Source organism: Natronospira elongata (assembly GCF_034931365.1).
GTDB lineage: Bacteria > Pseudomonadota > Gammaproteobacteria > Natronospirales > Natronospiraceae > Natronospira > Natronospira elongata.
In genome coordinates this window covers 13,248-29,696 of the sequence record NZ_JAYGII010000008.1, presented here as the reverse complement: position 1 = coordinate 29,696, position 16,449 = coordinate 13,248, and the positions used below count along the sequence as shown (strand labels likewise).

At 60.9% G+C, this 16,449-nt stretch carries 13 protein-coding genes; 10 read left to right on the top strand and 3 right to left on the bottom strand.

Translation table 11 applies throughout. The features are described 5' to 3' along the window. Positions 1-9 precede the first annotated feature (9 nt). The 5 genes from VCB98_RS05625 to VCB98_RS05605 all read left to right on the top strand — a co-directional run bounded on the left by VCB98_RS05625 (position 10) and on the right by VCB98_RS05605 (position 7,702). Positions 10-993, top strand: coding sequence for a FecCD family ABC transporter permease (locus VCB98_RS05625; RefSeq protein WP_445353992.1), 984 nt, complete (start codon positions 10-12; stop codon positions 991-993). Further along, a complete protein-coding gene (locus VCB98_RS05620) occupies positions 993-1,760 on the top strand; it encodes an ABC transporter ATP-binding protein (protein WP_346050922.1) in 768 nt (255 codons plus the stop codon). Before VCB98_RS05625 ends, VCB98_RS05620 begins: the two co-directional genes overlap by 1 nt. 252 nt (positions 1,761-2,012) lie before the next feature. After that, entirely contained in the window at positions 2,013-3,326 is a 1,314-nt protein-coding gene (locus VCB98_RS05615; protein ID WP_406672824.1) for a cobyrinic acid a,c-diamide synthase CobB, read from the top strand. Then, positions 3,323-4,801: a cobyric acid synthase gene (locus VCB98_RS05610; protein WP_346050920.1), complete on the top strand. Its 1,479-nt coding sequence runs from the start codon at positions 3,323-3,325 to the stop codon at positions 4,799-4,801. Before VCB98_RS05615 ends, VCB98_RS05610 begins: the two co-directional genes overlap by 4 nt. 120 nt (positions 4,802-4,921) lie before the next feature. Then, positions 4,922-7,702: a M16 family metallopeptidase gene (locus tag VCB98_RS05605; protein WP_346050919.1), complete on the top strand. Its 2,781-nt coding sequence runs from the start codon at positions 4,922-4,924 to the stop codon at positions 7,700-7,702. A gap of 92 nt (positions 7,703-7,794) precedes the next feature. Here the strand turns inward: VCB98_RS05605 and VCB98_RS05600 are convergent, their stop codons facing one another. The 3 genes from VCB98_RS05600 to VCB98_RS05590 all read right to left on the bottom strand — a co-directional run bounded on the left by VCB98_RS05600 (position 7,795) and on the right by VCB98_RS05590 (position 10,942). Next, positions 7,795-8,013: a lipopolysaccharide assembly protein LapA domain-containing protein gene (locus tag VCB98_RS05600; protein WP_346050918.1), complete on the bottom strand. Its 219-nt coding sequence runs from the start codon at positions 8,011-8,013 to the stop codon at positions 7,795-7,797. Positions 8,014-8,375: 362 nt separating this feature from the next. Then, positions 8,376-9,599, bottom strand: coding sequence for a hypothetical protein (locus VCB98_RS05595; protein WP_346050917.1), 1,224 nt, complete (start codon positions 9,597-9,599; stop codon positions 8,376-8,378). 218 nt (positions 9,600-9,817) lie between these two features. Further along, on the bottom strand, positions 9,818-10,942 hold the full coding sequence (locus VCB98_RS05590) for a phospholipase D-like domain-containing protein (RefSeq protein WP_346050916.1): 1,125 nt from the start codon (positions 10,940-10,942) through the stop codon (positions 9,818-9,820). An 18-nt stretch (positions 10,943-10,960) separates the two neighbouring features. On the opposite strand from VCB98_RS05590, the gene VCB98_RS05585 reads away from it, so the two are divergent. From VCB98_RS05585 to VCB98_RS05565, 5 genes are all read left to right on the top strand, one after another. Further along, positions 10,961-11,698, top strand: a complete 738-nt coding sequence (locus VCB98_RS05585; protein WP_346050915.1) for an endonuclease/exonuclease/phosphatase family protein — start codon at positions 10,961-10,963, stop codon at positions 11,696-11,698. A gap of 21 nt (positions 11,699-11,719) precedes the next feature. After that, positions 11,720-12,475, top strand: coding sequence for a hypothetical protein (locus VCB98_RS05580; RefSeq protein WP_346050914.1), 756 nt, complete (start codon positions 11,720-11,722; stop codon positions 12,473-12,475). A 198-nt stretch (positions 12,476-12,673) separates the two neighbouring features. Continuing rightward, entirely contained in the window at positions 12,674-13,378 is a 705-nt protein-coding gene (locus VCB98_RS05575; protein WP_346050913.1) for a TetR/AcrR family transcriptional regulator, read from the top strand. Further along, positions 13,378-14,355, top strand: a complete 978-nt coding sequence (locus tag VCB98_RS05570; protein WP_346050912.1) for a YiiX/YebB-like N1pC/P60 family cysteine hydrolase — start codon at positions 13,378-13,380, stop codon at positions 14,353-14,355. Before VCB98_RS05575 ends, VCB98_RS05570 begins: the two co-directional genes overlap by 1 nt. Before the next feature lie 41 nt (positions 14,356-14,396). Continuing rightward, on the top strand, positions 14,397-16,424 hold the full coding sequence (locus VCB98_RS05565) for a 3-hydroxyacyl-CoA dehydrogenase NAD-binding domain-containing protein (protein ID WP_346050911.1): 2,028 nt from the start codon (positions 14,397-14,399) through the stop codon (positions 16,422-16,424). The last annotated feature ends 25 nt before the right edge of the window (positions 16,425-16,449 follow it).

Here is a 16,449-nt window from a genome sequence, read left to right as displayed (position 1 = left end):
ACTGCGGGCATGTATCGTGGCGACCTGCAGCGCATGCTGCCGCCGCTGATTGTTCTGTTGGGGATGGGGCTGCTGTCCCTGGCCCTGGCAGTCAGCATCGGCAGCGTTCCCATCCCGCCAGGGGAGTTCTGGGCGGTGGTGACCGGTGGTGGCAGTGAACTCCATCGCACCCTGATTATCGAATTGCGTCTGCCGCGAGCGGCGGCTGCGTTCGCCACCGGCGGCCTGCTGGGCGTGGCCGGCGCCCTGATGCAGGTCCTGCTCAGAAATCCGCTTGCCGACCCCTATGTGCTTGGCCTCTCCGGCGGTGCCGCCGTGGGGGCTCTGACAGCCATGCTCTTTGGTCTGGGGGTGACTGCGGTCTCTGGCTCTGCCTTCGCCGGAGCCATGGTCTCGGTGGTGCTGGTGTTCGGACTGGCTCATGGCACCGGCAGCTGGACACCGACACGCCTGTTGCTTACCGGCGTGGTGGTGGCAGCCGGCTGGGGGGCGGTGATCACCTTCATGCTGGCACTCAGCCCGAGCGAGCAGATTCCCGGCATGTTGTATTGGCTCATGGGGGACATGGCTTACGCCCGTTCACCCTGGCCGGCCGTCACGGTCCTGGTGGTCGCCTGCGTTCTGATGCTGCCCTTTGGCCGCAGTCTCAATGTGTTGGCCCGGGGGCCGTTGCAAGCGGCGGCCCTGGGGGTGTCCGTGCGCCCCATGACCTGGACGGTCTATGCCGTGGCCAGCCTGCTCACTGCCGTGGCGGTGACCACCGCCGGTGCCATCGGTTTTGTGGGGCTTGTGGTGCCGCATATGCTGCGACTCGTGCTGGGCAATGACCAGCGTCTGATTCTGCCTGCATCGGCATTGGGGGGCGGCATCCTGCTGGTGCTCTCCGATACCCTGGCACGAACCCTGTTGGCGCCGGAACAATTGCCGGTCGGGGTCATTACGGCCATGCTTGGCGTCCCGACCTTCCTCTATCTGCTGTACCGGAGTCGCTGATGGCTCGACTGTCGACACAGTCTCTGCGGATTGACGTGCCGGGGCGGGCCGATGGCAGTGCCATTGATATTTCCATAGAGCCTGGGCAGGTCTGGGGAGTGATCGGGCCCAACGGGGCCGGCAAGACCACCCTGTTGCATACTCTGGCAGGGCTCAAGAATGCCCGTGGCGGACAGATCTGTCTGCAGGGGAGGTCATTGCAGTCCCTGGGCCGCCGCACCATTGCCCGCCGCCTGGCCGTTGTTTTTCAGGATCATCAGGACAGTTTTCCGGCCACGGTACTGGAAACGGCCCTGATCGGCCGCCATCCCCATCTGTCCCCCTGGGACCTGGATACGGCCGAGGATGTGGAACTGGCGCTGTCCGCATTGGCAGCCCTTGAGCTCAAGGGCATGGAAAATCGTCTGGTGAGCACTCTCTCGGGGGGAGAACGCCAGCGCCTTGCCATTGCTACCGCCCTGGCCCAGGCCCCGGAAATCTGGCTGGCCGATGAACCCACCAACCATCTGGATCTCCATCATCAGGTGGCGGTGATGCGCCTGCTGAGAGAACAGGCGCAAGCCGGCTGTGGTGTATTCGTGTGCCTGCACGACATCAATCTGGCCGCCCGATGGTGCGATCAGTTGCTCCTGCTTGAACCGGACGGCCAATGCTGCTGGGGGCCGGCCCTGGACATGCTCGTCCCCTCGGCGCTTGAACGCCTCTACGGCCAGGCGCTGCACGTCACCGAATTGAACGGCCGCCCGGTCTTTGTACCGGCTGATTGATGTTTGCCTCGCGCAGAGGCGCAGAGAAAAGAAAAAGATATTGCCTCGCGCAAAGGCGCAAAGACGCTAAGGGAAAAGCGTTTCTACTGTAAAGGGCAGAGCTTAGTCAACGTACAAGCGACGGTGCGATGACAGGAGTCACAACAACTTTGGTTTTTCTTTGCGTCTTAGCGTCTTTGCGCGAGGCAGTCATTATGAATTTGATTAGGCATTCTCAGCGCCTCTGCGTCTCTGCGCGAGATAAAGATTTCAATGATGAATGAGCAAGAGCAGATAAAAGGCAAAGCGCCGGTGGCGTTGATTACTGCGCCGGGGTCGGGGCAGGGGAAGTCGATGGTGACGGCGGCCCTGGCTCGATTGCATCGCAATGCCGGTTTGAATGTCCGGGTTTTCAAGCATGGACCGGATTATCTTGATCCCATGGTCCTGGAAGTGGCCTCGGGTAATCCGGTCTACCAACTGCATCCGTGGATGACCGGCGAGAGTGAATGCCTCTGGCGACTGGCCGAGGCGGCCGCCGAGGCGGATCTGGTGCTAGTGGAAGGCTCCATGGGCTTGTATGACGGTGCCCCTTCCAGCGCCGACCTGGCCGTGTTGGCGGGGATGCCCGCATTGCCGCTGATCGATGCCGGCGGCATGGCCCAGACATTTGGTGCCGTGGCTCTCGGCCTGGCCAGCTACCGCGATGATGTGACCGTCAGGGAAGTGATTGCCAATCGCATCGGCGGAGCGGTGCACGGAGAGATGCTGGCCGAAAGTCTGCCGCCCGACATCACCCTGCTGGGCGGTATTCCTCGACATCCTGCCATGGACATTCCCGACCGTCATCTGGGCATTGTCCAGGCTCGGGAGATCAGCGATCTGGATGAACGCCTGAATCAGGCTGCTCAGGTCTTGGCGGAAGCCGGGCTGAGTCGCTTGCCCAGGGAGATCGAGCTCACTGCCCGTCAGCCCGCGCCGCCGCCCGATGATTTGGTCGGCAAGCGCATCGCCATCGCCCGTGATTCGGCTTTTGCCTTCATCTACCGGGCCAATGAAGACCTGTTGAGGGCGATGGGTGCCGAGCTCTTTTACTTCTCTCCGCTCGCGGATGAGGCAGTCCCCGACGCCGATGCCCTTTGGCTGCCCGGTGGCTATCCCGAACTCCATGGCGAGACCCTGGCCGGAGCCGGGCATTTCAAGGCAACTCTCAAGGCCCATCACGAGGCCGGGCGCCCCATTCTGGCCGAGTGCGGCGGGATGATGGCCTGCATGGAGGCCCTGGTGGACCAGGAGGGGAAGCGACACGCCATGGCCGGTCTGCTCCCCGGCGAGAGCATCATGGCCGGGCAATTGGTCGGACTCGGAATCCAGTCATTGGAGTCCGAGCAAGGGAGTCTGCGCGGCCACACCTTCCACCATTCCAGGGTGAAAACCTCGCTGACGCCCGTGACCCACACCCGGCGCCAGCGTTTCGACAGTGCCGGTGAAGCGATCTATCGGCATGGCTCGCTGACGGCGAGTTATTTTCACAGCTATTTCCCGTCCTGCCCCACAGCCGCCGCCGCACTCTTCTTACGCCCATGAGCCGAACGCTGATGGTCCAGGGCACCACCTCCGATGCGGGCAAAAGCACCGTGGTCGCGGCCCTGTGTCGCTGGCTTCACCGCCGGGGACTCTCGGTTGCTCCCTTCAAGCCACAGAACATGGCGCTCAACAGTGCCGTGACCGTGGATGGGGGCGAGATCGGTCGTTCCACTGCATTGCAGGCCCGGGCCTGTGGACTGGAGCCCCACAGCGACATGAATCCGGTTCTGCTCAAGCCCCAATCGGACCAGGATGCACAGGTGATTCTCCGGGGCCGGGTCCACGGCAACATGCAGGCCCTGGACTATCACGCCTTCAAGGCCGAGGCCCGGCAGACCGTTCTGGATGCCTGGCAAGCCCTGTCGGCACGACACGATGTGATCATTGTCGAGGGCGCCGGCAGTCCCGCCGAGATCAATCTGCGCGCCAATGACATTGCCAATATGGGCTTCGCCGAAATGGTGGACTGCCCGGTGCTGCTTGTGGGGGATATTGATCGCGGTGGGGTCTTCGCGCAATTGGTCGGGACCCTTTCGCTCTTGTCGTCCAGCGAGCAGGCCCGGATCAAGGGCTTTGTCATCAATCGCTTCCGGGGTGACATGGCCCTGTTGCGTGACGGACGAAGCTGGCTTGAGCACTACACCGGCAAACCGGTAGTCGGGACCTTGCCCTATCTGGAACGACTGATCCTGGATGCCGAAGACAGTATCAGTACCCAGGGCGTTGAAGGGGAGGCGCCAGGGCTGCGGGTTGTGGTGCCGGCCCTGCCACGAATCAGCAACCACACGGATTTTGATCCCTTGCGCCTGCATCCCGAGGTGAGCCTGACCTTTGCCCGTGACCCGGATGACTGTGAGGCGGCGGATCTGATTATTTTGCCGGGCAGCAAGCACAGTCGGGCCGATCTGGACTGGATGCGTTCCAGGGGCTGGCCAAACCGACTGGAGCGACATCTGCGCTATGGCGGTCGGCTGATGGGGGTCTGTGGCGGCTTTCAGATGCTGGGTCAGGTGATCGCCGATCCGGATGGAGTTGAAGGGGAGGCGGGGGAGGGCCGCGGCCTCGGTTGGCTGCCCATGACCACCCGCCTGATGCCGGAGAAGCAGCGGCGCCGCAGCCGGGGAAGGCTGATCCCTGGCAGTGAAGCGGTATCAGGCTATGAAATCCACAACGGCATCAGCGAAGGCCCCGCCCTTGGTTCACCGCTATGCCAGTTGGAGACTGGTCCTGACGGGGCAAGGAGTCCCGATGGCCAGATTATCGGGACCTATCTGCACGGGATTTTCGAGCAGGGGCCCGCCTGCCAGTCCTTGCTGCGATGGGCAGGTCTCAAGAGCGAGGGAGTGGCGACAGACTATCACCACCATCGTGAACGCGAACTGGACCGCCTGGCTGAGCTGGTCGAGTCTCATCTGGACCGCCAATGGCTGCACTCGGTTCTGGACCTGGAGGGTGGCCGGCGGCGGCCTGCGTGATACATTGCCTGCCTGCAGTACGAAGCAATTCGCAATAAAAGCCAATTTCCAGTTGACTGGCCTTGGTGATGTAATACACTAAGCCACTTCCACTGGATGAGTAACCTCGGGGGGTTCCCAATGTTAGCAGTATTCAAGAGTCGAACAGCAGCCTTTGTCAGTCTGCTGTTCGCCATTGCCATCATCAGCGCTTGCGCGGCCGGCATGGATCGTCCGCAAGCGGCGGGTGAGGTCGAGCACGTGCGCACCGTTGAGGGGATTGCCGAATATCGCCTCGATAATGGCATGCAGGTGCTTCTCGTTCCGGACCAGAGCCGGAGTTCGGTGACCGTGAACACCACTTACTTCGTCGGCTCCCGTCATGAGGGCTATGGCGAGACCGGCATGGCCCACCTGCTGGAGCACATGCTCTTTTACGGCACCGACAAGCATCCGGATATCCGCTCGGAAATCTCGGAAAAGGGTGGTCGCGCCAACGGCACCACCTGGTATGACCGGACCAACTACTTCCAGACCTTTCCGGCCTCCGACGAGAACCTGGAATGGGCCTTGTCCATGGAAGCCGATCGCATGGTCAACGCCAATTTTGACGGCGAGGACCTGGCCTCCGAGATGAGTGTTGTCCGCAACGAGTTCGAGATTGGCGAGAACAATCCCTTCCGGGTTCTCATGCAGCGCACCATGGCCGTCGCCCATGAGTGGCACGGTTATGGCCGCAGTACCATCGGTGCCCGCTCCGATATTGAGGGCGTACCGATCGAGCGGCTGCGGGACTTCTACTACCGCTACTATCAGCCGGATAACGCCATGGTGGTGGTGTCCGGTAATTTCGAGACTGACAAGGCGCTCGATATGGTCGCCGACAGTTTCGGGCGGATTCCGGCACCGGATCGCGAGAAAGAGCTTCGCATCTGGGACACCTACACCCGCGAGCCCACCCAGGACGGCGAGCGCACCGTGACCGTGCGCCGTTCCGGGGACAGCCAGTATCTCATGGCCAGCTATCATGTCCCGGCGGGGGCGCACCCGGATTTTGCCGCGCTCGACCTGCTGGCCCATGTGCTCGGCAATCAGCCTTCCGGGCGCCTGCATCAGGCCCTGGTTGATAGCGAGCTGGCCACTCAGGTGGGCACCTTTGCGTTCAGTCTGAGAGAACCGGGCGTCCTGCTGGCCTTTGCCGAGGTCGACAGCGATCAGGACCTGGATGAGGTTGAGTCCGTGTTCCGCCAGACCCTGGACGAGGTCCTGGCGAACGGCATCAGCGAACAGGAAGCCGTTCGTGCACGCAGCTCCCGGCTACGTAACCTGGAAACCCAGACCCTCAACGATTCCGAGCGCATCGGCATTGGCCTGACCGAATGGGCGGCCAGCGGCGACTGGCGCCTGATCTTCCTGCATCGCGATCGGATTCAGGAGGTCGAGGCAGAGGATATCGAGCGGGTGGCCGAGAAGTACCTGCGCCGTGACAATCGCAGTGTTGGCCGTTTCATTCCCGACAGCGAGCCCAAGCGTACCGAGATCCCCGAAGTGGATGATCTCGACGCCATGCTGGCTGCCCATGAGTTCGTGGAAGAGGGCCGGGTGGCCGGTGAGGCCTTCGATCCCACGCCGGAGAATGTCCAGGCTCACCTGATTCACCGCGAGCTGTCCAATGGCATGCAGGTGGCCTTGCTGCCCAAGCAGACCCGCGGGGACCGCGTGGTCGGGCGCATTCAGCTGCGAATGGGCGACGAGGAAAGCCTTCATGGGCAGCGGACCGCCTCCCAGATGGTTGCCTCCATGCTCATGCGCGGCACCACCGAGCGGGATCGCCAGGCAATCTCGGATCGGCTCGACGAGCTGCAGTCCAGTCTCAATGTGGGCGGTGCGGGCAATCAGGTGACAGCAACCCTGGACACCAACCGGGACCAGCTTGAAGCTGTCCTGGACCTGGCAACCGAGGTCCTGCGTCAACCTGCTTTCGATGAAAGCGAGTTCCGTGAGCTTCGCCGCAGCCAGATCAACAGCCTGCGGGAGGCACGGACCCAGCCCCAGCAACAGGCCTTCGCCACCATCGGCAACCGCATGAGCGGTCGTGAAGCCGGTCATCCGGGCTATGCCGCCACCATCGAGGAAAGCCTGGAAGCCATGGAAGCGCTGGAACTCGGCGAGCTTGCGGCCTTCCATGAGCGTTTCTATGGCGCCGGTGATGGCATTCTGGTGCTGATCGGCAGTTTCGATCCGGACGAGATGGTCGCCAAGCTGGAAAGTCGTCTCGGCGACTGGACGGCTGAAGTGCCCTTTGAGCGGATTCCTGCCGACTTCCACGACCCGGAAGGCGAGACCGTCGTGATCGACACCCCGGACCGGGCCAATGCCGCCCTGGCGGCTGCCCAGCGGATCATGGTGGGTGATAATCACGAAGACTATCCTGCGGTGGCTATGGCCAATCATCTGATTGGCGGCGGCTTCCTCAGCTCCCGTCTGGCCGAGCGCATCCGCAACCAGGAAGGCATCAGCTATGGCGTGGGCTCCGCGTTCCAGGCTCATCCCCGCGAGGATTCCGGCCAATTCCTGAACTTTGCCTTCTATGCGCCGGAGAACCGGGATCGCCTGCTGTCGGTACTGCGCGAGGAGCTCGACAAGGTGGTGGAGGACGGTTTCACCGAGGACGAGCTCGAGGCCGGCCGTGACGGCTGGCTCCAGAACCGTCAGGTGTCTCGTGGCAGCGACAGCGAACTGGCGGGTACGATCAACAGCAACCTGGCCGCCGGGCGCGACATGCTTCGCGAAGGCGAGCTGGATGCAGCTATCCGGGCCCTGGATGTGGACACGCTCAACGAAGCCGTCCGCCGCCATTTCAAGCCGGAACGGATGACCATCGTGATTGCGGGCGATTTCGAGGATAGCGACGAGGAGTAAGCAGGGAAGGGATTCTCTGGCCCGTGCTTTGCGCGGGTAGTGAGCGGGGCGGGCCGGTGTTCTCACCGGCCCGCCTTTTTCATTTTGGCAGCTTAACCGCTCCGCTTACGCCGGATGGCCGCGCCCCGTGCCAGCCAACCCGCGGCGACCCCCACGAGGAAGACCGTAAACAGGACCACGGCCCGCGATGCCTCCCAGGTCCAGATCAGGAACTCCACGCCGACAGTTTCCCGATTCTGCATCACAAAGCTGATTACCAGGGCCATCAAGACCGCGGCGATAACTGCTTTCAGTTTCTGCTGTCCAGTCACAGTTCCTCCTTATATCAATGGCTTACCAATTATCAGTTAGAGGTTACTTTAACGTGAAACGTTGCGCATTGCCGCTTACTCTTGGTCTTCCAAGGATAGACTCTGTTCCAGCAAATGGGGGGCATCGAAATGGCGTGTAGACATTTGTGGCATACCGGATAATCAAGAGCTCGCGTTCGAAACCCTGTAGACTTTTTGGATCTTCAGCAAGGCCGGTGGGTAGTGGCCTCGGCTGATAGTGGTTGCTATTTTTCACGCATGGCGCTCCAACATTTCGATGGCTTGAGTGATTGGAGCGATTTTTCGCATCGTTTACTCCTCGTGGTAAGTCCGCGTGGAACGGGGCAGGCGTTGGAGCGTGCTTATGCGTGGAACCGCGAAGCCGAGCAAGCACAACTTACCATTGCCCAGCGCTCCCGCCGTTCACTGCCCTTGATCAGGCCGCGCTGACCGTAGAGGCTGCGCCGACCGTCGGGGTGAGGCAGGGACCTTAGCGCTTCGGCAGGGCGGACAGAGAGTTCGGTTGACGAAATCGGCTCCCCGGCGGCGCGGGTGTCAGCGGCGCCCGCCCCCGAGCCGGGAAAGACCATGTAGTAGCAGCCGCAGCTATGCAGGCTTTCCGCTGCAAGCACCTCGCCATTCTCGGTCAGGGTGACGCGCCAGATCAGTCCGTCCAGGTGACCGCCAAGAAGATCGAAGACGCCTTGGCGCGGCCGTGCCGGCAGCCAGACCATGTAATTGAGCTGAGGCAGGATGCGACCGTGAAAGCGGGTGAAGCTGAGAAAGCGGTATTCGACCGGTTCATCGGTATCCACCCGGACGGTGCTCTCCGGCGACCACTCGGGTTGACCGAGGCGATCGTCCGGGCTGTCCTGGGCTATCCGCCAGACCGGTGCGTGTTTTGCATAGAGCTGCGTCAGCGCCTCGGTATCCGGTCTCGGGATCCCGAGGCTGTCACGTGGCCAATCAGCCCGAGCCGTCCCCGGCAGACGCTCGGCCGATCGGGCATCCTGAGCCAACCATTGCCGCGCCTCAGTCGCGTCCTCGGCGAACCCAGACGTCGCCAGGGCCTCGGATTGCTGACTGTGCAGACGATTGACGCCAACCAGGACGGGTAGGCGGGTCAGCGGATACATCCCCAGCCAGCGCATCCCGGTTCGGTACTCATCCGGCACTTCGGCGGCCGAGCGCAGTGAAATCTGCAGCGCCGGGTCCGAAAGCACTTCGTCGTTCAGGCGCTCACTGCATTGCTTGAGCGCGCGGACCCTCTCACCTACGGTCTCACTATGCGGCTCGGCCGTCTTGAGGTTGGCGAGTTCATAACGCCGGGCCTCAAGATCTTCTCTCGCTAAATGAGCCAGCCACCCTCGCCATAGCTCGGGGCCGTCGAGTTCATCGCGGAAAGATGCGATAAAGCGATTGCTGCGCAGCCAGGGAAAGCCTGCCACTCGGTAGGCGCCCTGATCATGAAGTTCGGCTGAGGCCAGGCGACGGTCCAGCGCCTCGTAATCCGCCAGACAGGCAGCGGCATCATCCGGCAGGGCGCCTGGGTCCAGCGGCGTCGTCGTGCAAGCAGCAAGCAGCAAGCAGAAGCATGCCGCCCAGCGGGCTAATTCGCCTGCAGAATCGCTTGCACTTGCGGGTCCCTGGAAGCATGAGTACACACCGTCTGGTTTCAGCGCCAAACTACCATAGGAGGGATTATCTAGTAATTAACATAATATATATTATACGCATAAATGGATTTTGGGCTTGAGCGGTGAATGGGCTCGGACTGGCCCCTGCCATGCCGTTCCGGGCCCTTTCAGAGCCATCGTCTTAAACGCCACGCCAGGCTCCCGAGTATGGCTTCCAGCTGGCCAGTGGCGCTGAGGCTCTCGTGACTGATGACCTGAGACTGACGGCGGTCCCGGTCAAACTGCTGATCCAGGGCCTGGCACAGGTCGCTGCGGCGACTGACCAGGTTCAGCTCCAGGTTGAGGAAAAAGCTGCGGTAGTCGAGGTTTGCCGTGCCGATCGTGCTCCATGCGCCATCGACGGTGAGACATTTTGCGTGCATCACCCTGCCTTGGTATTCGTAGATTGTGAGCCCATCATCAAGCAGGCGCCTGTACAGTTGGCGCGCAGCCAGCTGTGTGATCCAGACATCGCTGATGCTCGGCAGCAACAGTTCGACCCGGACACCCCGGGCAGCCGCTCGGCGCATCAGTTGCAGGGTCAAGGGGTCCGGAGCGAAGTATGGCGTTGTCACGCGGACTCGGTTCTCCGCCCCGGCCAGCGCTTCGCGGAACACGGCCCGAAATTGGCTGCGCTCGGCATGCGTCCGGTTGCTGACCAGCCGGAGGCCGGCGTATTCGCGGTGCCTGCGAGCGATGGGACGTGGCCGATGATGCCAGAGCGCATCGAAGATTTCCCGCGCCTCGGCCACCAATGACGGGTTATCCAGTCGCAGGTGGCTGTCTCGCCATCGTTCCTCGCCCACGGCCCGGTAGGAGCTCTCGGCGTGGATATTGAATCCACCGAGATACGCGCATGAGTCATCGATAATCAGTAACTTACAGTGATTTCTTAAATTAAAGCGCCAAGGGTCTCGCCAGGACCAGGGGTGGAACAAGCGGACTTCCACGCCTTGAATGCGCAGATCCCGAAAAAGGCCTTTTCGGGCCTCAAACAGGCATCCCAGCGCATCCACATGGAGGCGCACATGCACCCCGCGGCCGGCCGCATCCTTCAGTGCGCTGAGAAAACGCCGGCCGACGGGATCATCGGCGAAGATATAGGTCTCCAGCAGGATCTGCCGCTTGGCGGCATAGATCGACGCAAGCATGTCGGCATACAGGCCGTCACCCTCGTGGTAGAGACGATAGGGTGCCGTCGCTTCCAGGGCGGTTTCCGCTTTGGCCGGGTCTGCGTATGATGACGAGGTCATTCAGATAACGGTTCGAGCATGCGGGTACTGAATTACAATATACGTTATGCCACGGGCATTGGCCCGGGATTCCATTTCCCCCTGCCCTTGGCGGGCTATCTTCGCTCAACAGCGAAGAATCTGGACCGAATTACCCGCTTTGTCTCGGAAATTCGTCCGGATGTGGCGGGCCTCACGGAAGTGGACATGGGCTCCTTCCGTAGTGGCGCCATCAACCAGGCTGAGCATATTGCCGAGGCTTTGGGCCACTACCATTCCTTTGAGTCAAAATACTCCGAACGCTCCCTGAATACGCGGCTGCCGGTGGTGAGCAAGCAGGGAAACGCAATCCTGACCTCCCAGCCAATCGTGCAGGAGCATTTCCATTATTTCGATGCCGGAATAAAGCGCCTGATTCTCGAGATTGAACTCGATGAGGTGGTTCTCTACCTGGTTCATCTGTCAGTCAAGTATCGCCACCGCCATTACCAGCTCCGGAATCTCTATTCCCTTGTGGGGCAAAGCAATAAGCCCGTGATCGTCGCCGGAGACTTCAATACCTTCTGGGGTGACTATGAAATGCATCTTTTCATGGAAGCCTCGGGACTCCGCAATGCCAATGCCGCCGGTGATCCCACCTACCCCAGCTGGGCTCCCAGCCGGCAACTGGACTTCATACTTTATAGTGAGGGCCTGGAGGTGGTTGATTTTCGTATCCCCGACGTCCGTCTGTCAGACCACCTGCCTTTGGTCTGCGATTTCCGCATTACAGCTTAAGCAGGAGAAAGTAACCCCGCGATGGACTCCGTACCGATTCTGATCACCAGTGCCCTGGTCCTCACGCTCCTCGTGCTCGGCGGGATTGCCCTGGTGCTCCGCCGTCACCGCGCCCAGCGCCCCTACTCCACTGTCCTGGATGAAACGGTCCGCATGGACGACATCTGGGAGCAGTGGATGGAAATGGAGTTGCCGGACTCCCTGCACCGCCTGAGAGCCGAGGCCCGTCAGACCCTGGATAGCCATCAGCGGGATGCCATTCGGCAGGATCTCCTGGACTTCGAACGGGAAACCCTGGATGGCCGCTATCCCCTCACCCGCCTGCGGCAGGAAATGATGGCCAGTGTGGACCGGCGGATCATCAACATCGAAATCCTCCGGCTCGAGCCTCGCGACAAGGCCCGCTTGCGCAAACAGCAAAGCGACATCGTTCAGACGGATAGCCACGCACGGGAATATATTCTCGCCAATGAGCTGCGCCTGGCCGTGCTCCGGGAGTACGCCGCTCGCCGTTACGGTGACCGGGCGGAGAACGATTGGCTGGAAGTCTATGAAAAAGCAGCCCAGTTCAAACAACGTACCACCCGCTCAAGGCTCATGCGGGGTCTGGAAAGCGATGTGGAGTCCGCCCAGGACGCCCGGCAGCAGGCCATTGACGTGGTGGACCGACAGTTACAGATGCGGCTGCTGCAGGTTCCGCCCGGTACAAGTTTCCGCCGGGACCAGCGTCCGGCCACTGGCGAAAGTCCCCGCGGGACCGGGAGTACCGAAATCTAGCCCCACATTGAGCCGTTCCCCGGGTTCTGGCTGCTTCCCCCCCCTTGCGTCGGCAGGCTGCCTGTCAGTATGATTGAAACATCTGTTTGAAACTCGCTTCCAGGCCGGTTTTGGCGCGGCCTGATACCGGCCTGGCTCAGGCCAAAACCGTTCCAGCTCTGGCTGGAAACCGTCCAGGCAGCATGCTCCGGTGATCACATGACGACCGCTTCCAACCCCACCAAGGAACGAATCCTTTCCGCAGCGGAGCTGTTGTTTGCGGAAACCGGAATCGCGACCACCTCATTGCGCCGGATTACCGCTCGTGCCCGGGTCAACCTGGCGGCGGTGAACTATCATTTCGGGTCCAAGGACGGCCTCATCGATGCGGTGTATGAGCGGCGCCTGGGGCCGGTCACGGATGAGTGGCTGACCAACATCGAACGGCTTGAGCGGCAATACGGCGACGATCCGGCGCCGGTGGAGGAGATCGTGGAAGCCTTCGTCTTGCCCGTGGCACGGCTGGCATCGGATGAAGTGCGCGGTGGCCGCATCTTCATGCGCCTGCTCGCCCAGGGCTACAGCGAGGCTCGCCATTATTTCGAAAAGCTCTTCTCCAGTCAGTATCAGCACGTGCTGGACCGCTACCGTCAGGCCCTGAGGCGGGATCTGCCGGACGTTCCGGGAGAGACTCTGTGCTGGCGCCTGCAGTTTCTGCTCGGTGCGCTTACCCAGGGGCTTTCCGGCGGTGAATTGCTCAAGCTCATTGAGGGTCAGGCAGATCCCCGGGATACGGAAAGAGCCGTCAACGAGCTGATTCCATTCCTGGTGGCGGGACTCAAGGCGCCGGCACCCAAGCCGGCCGAGCAACCGCGGCTTGAACCGGCCGCCGGAACAGCAGACAGCGAGGGGGAAATAGCCTGATGGGAATCCGTGCATGGCTATTCCACCGAGTCGTGAACTGGTTGCGGGCCGATGTGGTTCCGCAGCACCACCTTTATAGCAACTACAAACGACTGTCCTTCGAGGTCGAGCCAGGTGACGTGGTGCTGGTGGAAGGCAGGACCCGCGTCAGCGAAGTCATCAAGACCGTGACCCAGAGTAACTGGACTCACTCGGCCATTTATATTGGCCGTCTGATGGACATCAATGATCACGTTCTCCGGGAGACTATTGCCAAGCACTATGACGGAGATCCCACTGAGCAACTGCTAATTGAGAGCATGCTTGGCCAGGGAACCATCGTCACCCCCCTGAAAAACTATCAGGGCGAACATTTGCGGATCTGCCGGCCAATGGGGCTCAGCCGGGAAGACCAGATGCGAGTGATCCGCTATGCCGCAAGCCAGCTCGGGGTGGAATACGATGTTCGTCAGCTACTGGATCTGGCGCGTTTTTTCTTTCCCTATGCCCTACTCCCCCGGCGCTGGCGTTCCAGTCTGTTTGAGCAACACCCAGGCGAAGCCACTCGTCACGTCTGCTCATCAATGATGGCCGAGGCCTACAGTGCGGTGAATTTCCCGGTTCTACCCTTCATTGAGCGTCGTCCCGACGGCAGCATGATTTTGTATAAGCGAAATCCGAGGCTGTTCGTGCCCAAGGATTTTGATTACTCGCCCTACTTCGATGTTCTCAAGTTCCCCTACCTGGACCGTGGGGATATCGCAGCCTATCGTTGTCTGCCATGGTCGGAGAGCGGCATTGTCTACAACGACGAAAATGACTTTCGTCAGCGCCTGAGGGAAACGGTTAGATCAGGAGAAGAGAGTCTTTCCGATACGGAAGATCAGGATGAGACGGCTGCCAGCTTTGATGGAGAACAGAAGCTGGACAATGCTCCAGAAAACCCAGAGCAGGCAGCCGATGCCGAAAAAGATGAGCGGCCGACTGAGACCCGCTAACAATTCATTTTTCCTTGCATTAACCCCCAGGGAGTCAACCCATGAGTGAAGCGAAGCAGCAGAACTGGCATTTGGAGATCGACAGCAGTCGTGTCGGCTGGCTGAAGTTTGACAAGGCGGAAGCCAGTGCCAATACCCTCTCCCGCGATGTCATGGTGGAACTGGGCGAACGCCTGGAAGAAGTCGAGAAGGAAGACATCAAGGGACTGATTGTTTATTCAGCCAAGAAAAGCGGCTTCATCGCCGGCGCGGATATCAAGGAATTCACCACCCTGAACAGTGCCGACGAAGCCCTGGATCTGATTCGCAACGGCCAAAAGGTGCTTGAACGCCTCGAGGGGCTCAAGTGCACCACCGTAGCGGCGATCCACGGTTTCGCTCTGGGGGGTGGCCTCGAGCTGGCCCTGGCCTGTGATTATCGGGTGGCCGCCGACGACGAGCGCACCCAGCTGGGCCTGCCGGAAGTCAAGCTTGGTATTCACCCCGGTTTTGGCGGAACCGTACGCTCCATTCGCCTGGTGGGCGTCTTCTCCGCCATGGACATGATGCTGTCGGGCCGAAGCCTGCGTGGCAAGGCGGCTCTCAAGATTGGCCTGGTGGACCGACTCGTGCCGCATGACAGCATGCACGATGCAGCACGCCAGATCGCACTTACGCCCCCCGGGAAGAAGAAAGCACCGTTCACTGCCCGCCTGGCCAACCTTCCGGGTGTGCGAGGCTTCATGGCAGGCCAAATGGAGAAGCAGGTCGCCGCCAAGGCACCGAAGCAACACTATCCGGCTCCCTACGCCATTATTGACCTTTGGCGCCGGCACTGGGGCAACGAAGGCCAGATGTATCAGGAAGAAGCCCAATCCATCGCCCGCTTGATGATGGGTGAAACAGCCAGGAACCTGGTCCGTGTCTTCCTGCTGCAGGACAAGCTGAAGGGGCTTGGCAACAAGAAAGACCTTGATCTCAAGCGTGTGCATGTCGTGGGCGCCGGCGTCATGGGCGGAGACATCGCTGCCTGGTCGGCCCTGAGCGGTTTCGAGGTTACCTTGCAGGACCAGAACGAAGAACAGGTTCAGGGGGCGCTGGATCGGGCCCGCAAGCTGTTTGAGAAAAAGCTCAAGACCGAGGACAAGGTCAAGGCAGCTGTTGACCGCCTCCGCATGGATATTGCAGGGGATGGTGTCGCTCAAGCAGATGTGGTCATCGAAGCCATTTTTGAGAATGTTGAAGCAAAGCAGTCGCTTTACAATGAGCTGGAACCCCGTATGCGCAAGGATGCAGTGCTGGCTACCAACACTTCCAGCATCCGCCTTGAGACCCTGCGTGGCACCCTGTCCGATCCCAAGCGACTGGTCGGCCTGCACTTCTTCAACCCAGTGGCCAAGATGCCGCTCGTCGAGGTGATTCACACCGATGACACCGATTCCGAGGTCATCCGAAAGGCCCTGGCCTATACGCGACATGTAAATCGCCTACCGGTGCCCTGCAAGAGCGCCCCCGGTTTCCTGGTCAATCGCATCCTGATGCCTTACATGATGGAAGCAGTCCTGGCCTATGAGGACGGCGTTCCCCTGGAGGCCATCGACAAGGCGGCGAAGAACTACGGTATGCCCATGGGGCCGGTGGAGCTGGCTGATACGGTGGGTCTTGATGTCGGCCTCTCGGTGGCCAAGATACTGGGCAAGGAATTCGACATGCCCGTGCCCACTGAGCTGGAGAAAATGGTCGAGGCCAAGAAACTCGGTCGCAAGACGGGGGAAGGTTTCTATAAGTACGAAGATGGCAAAGCGGTCAAGGACCGCAGCAAGGCCAATGAAATCCCCGCAGATCTGACCGATCGACTGGTTCTGCCAATGATCAATACCGCCGTTGCCTGCCTCCGAGAGGGTATCGTCGAGAATGAAGAGATCCTTGATGGTGGCGTTATCTTTGGCACGGGCTTCGCTCCCTTCCGGGGTGGTCCGATCAATTACGCCCGCAGCGAAGGCATCAAGGAAGTCAAGAGCCGCCTGGAGAAGCTGCAGAAGACCTACGGTGATCGCTTCAAGCCGGATGCTGGTTGGGATCAGCTTTGAACCCAGGAATAAGCCGGTCTGTGTC

Coding starts and splice junctions, on each gene's coding strand:
- VCB98_RS05620 (WP_346050922.1), top strand. CDS start 993: ATGGCTCGACTGTCGACACAGTCTCTGCGGATTGACGTGCCGGGGCGG.
- VCB98_RS05575 (WP_346050913.1), top strand. CDS start 12,674: ATGACGACCGCTTCCAACCCCACCAAGGAACGAATCCTTTCCGCAGCG.
- VCB98_RS05570 (WP_346050912.1), top strand. CDS start 13,378: ATGGGAATCCGTGCATGGCTATTCCACCGAGTCGTGAACTGGTTGCGG.
- VCB98_RS05615 (WP_406672824.1), top strand. CDS start 2,013: ATGATGAATGAGCAAGAGCAGATAAAAGGCAAAGCGCCGGTGGCGTTG.
- VCB98_RS05565 (WP_346050911.1), top strand. CDS start 14,397: ATGAGTGAAGCGAAGCAGCAGAACTGGCATTTGGAGATCGACAGCAGT.
- VCB98_RS05625 (WP_445353992.1), top strand. CDS start 10: ATGTATCGTGGCGACCTGCAGCGCATGCTGCCGCCGCTGATTGTTCTG.
- VCB98_RS05605 (WP_346050919.1), top strand. CDS start 4,922: ATGTTAGCAGTATTCAAGAGTCGAACAGCAGCCTTTGTCAGTCTGCTG.
- VCB98_RS05610 (WP_346050920.1), top strand. CDS start 3,323: ATGAGCCGAACGCTGATGGTCCAGGGCACCACCTCCGATGCGGGCAAA.
- VCB98_RS05580 (WP_346050914.1), top strand. CDS start 11,720: ATGGACTCCGTACCGATTCTGATCACCAGTGCCCTGGTCCTCACGCTC.
- VCB98_RS05590 (WP_346050916.1), bottom strand. CDS start 10,942: ATGACCTCGTCATCATACGCAGACCCGGCCAAAGCGGAAACCGCCCTG.
- VCB98_RS05585 (WP_346050915.1), top strand. CDS start 10,961: ATGCGGGTACTGAATTACAATATACGTTATGCCACGGGCATTGGCCCG.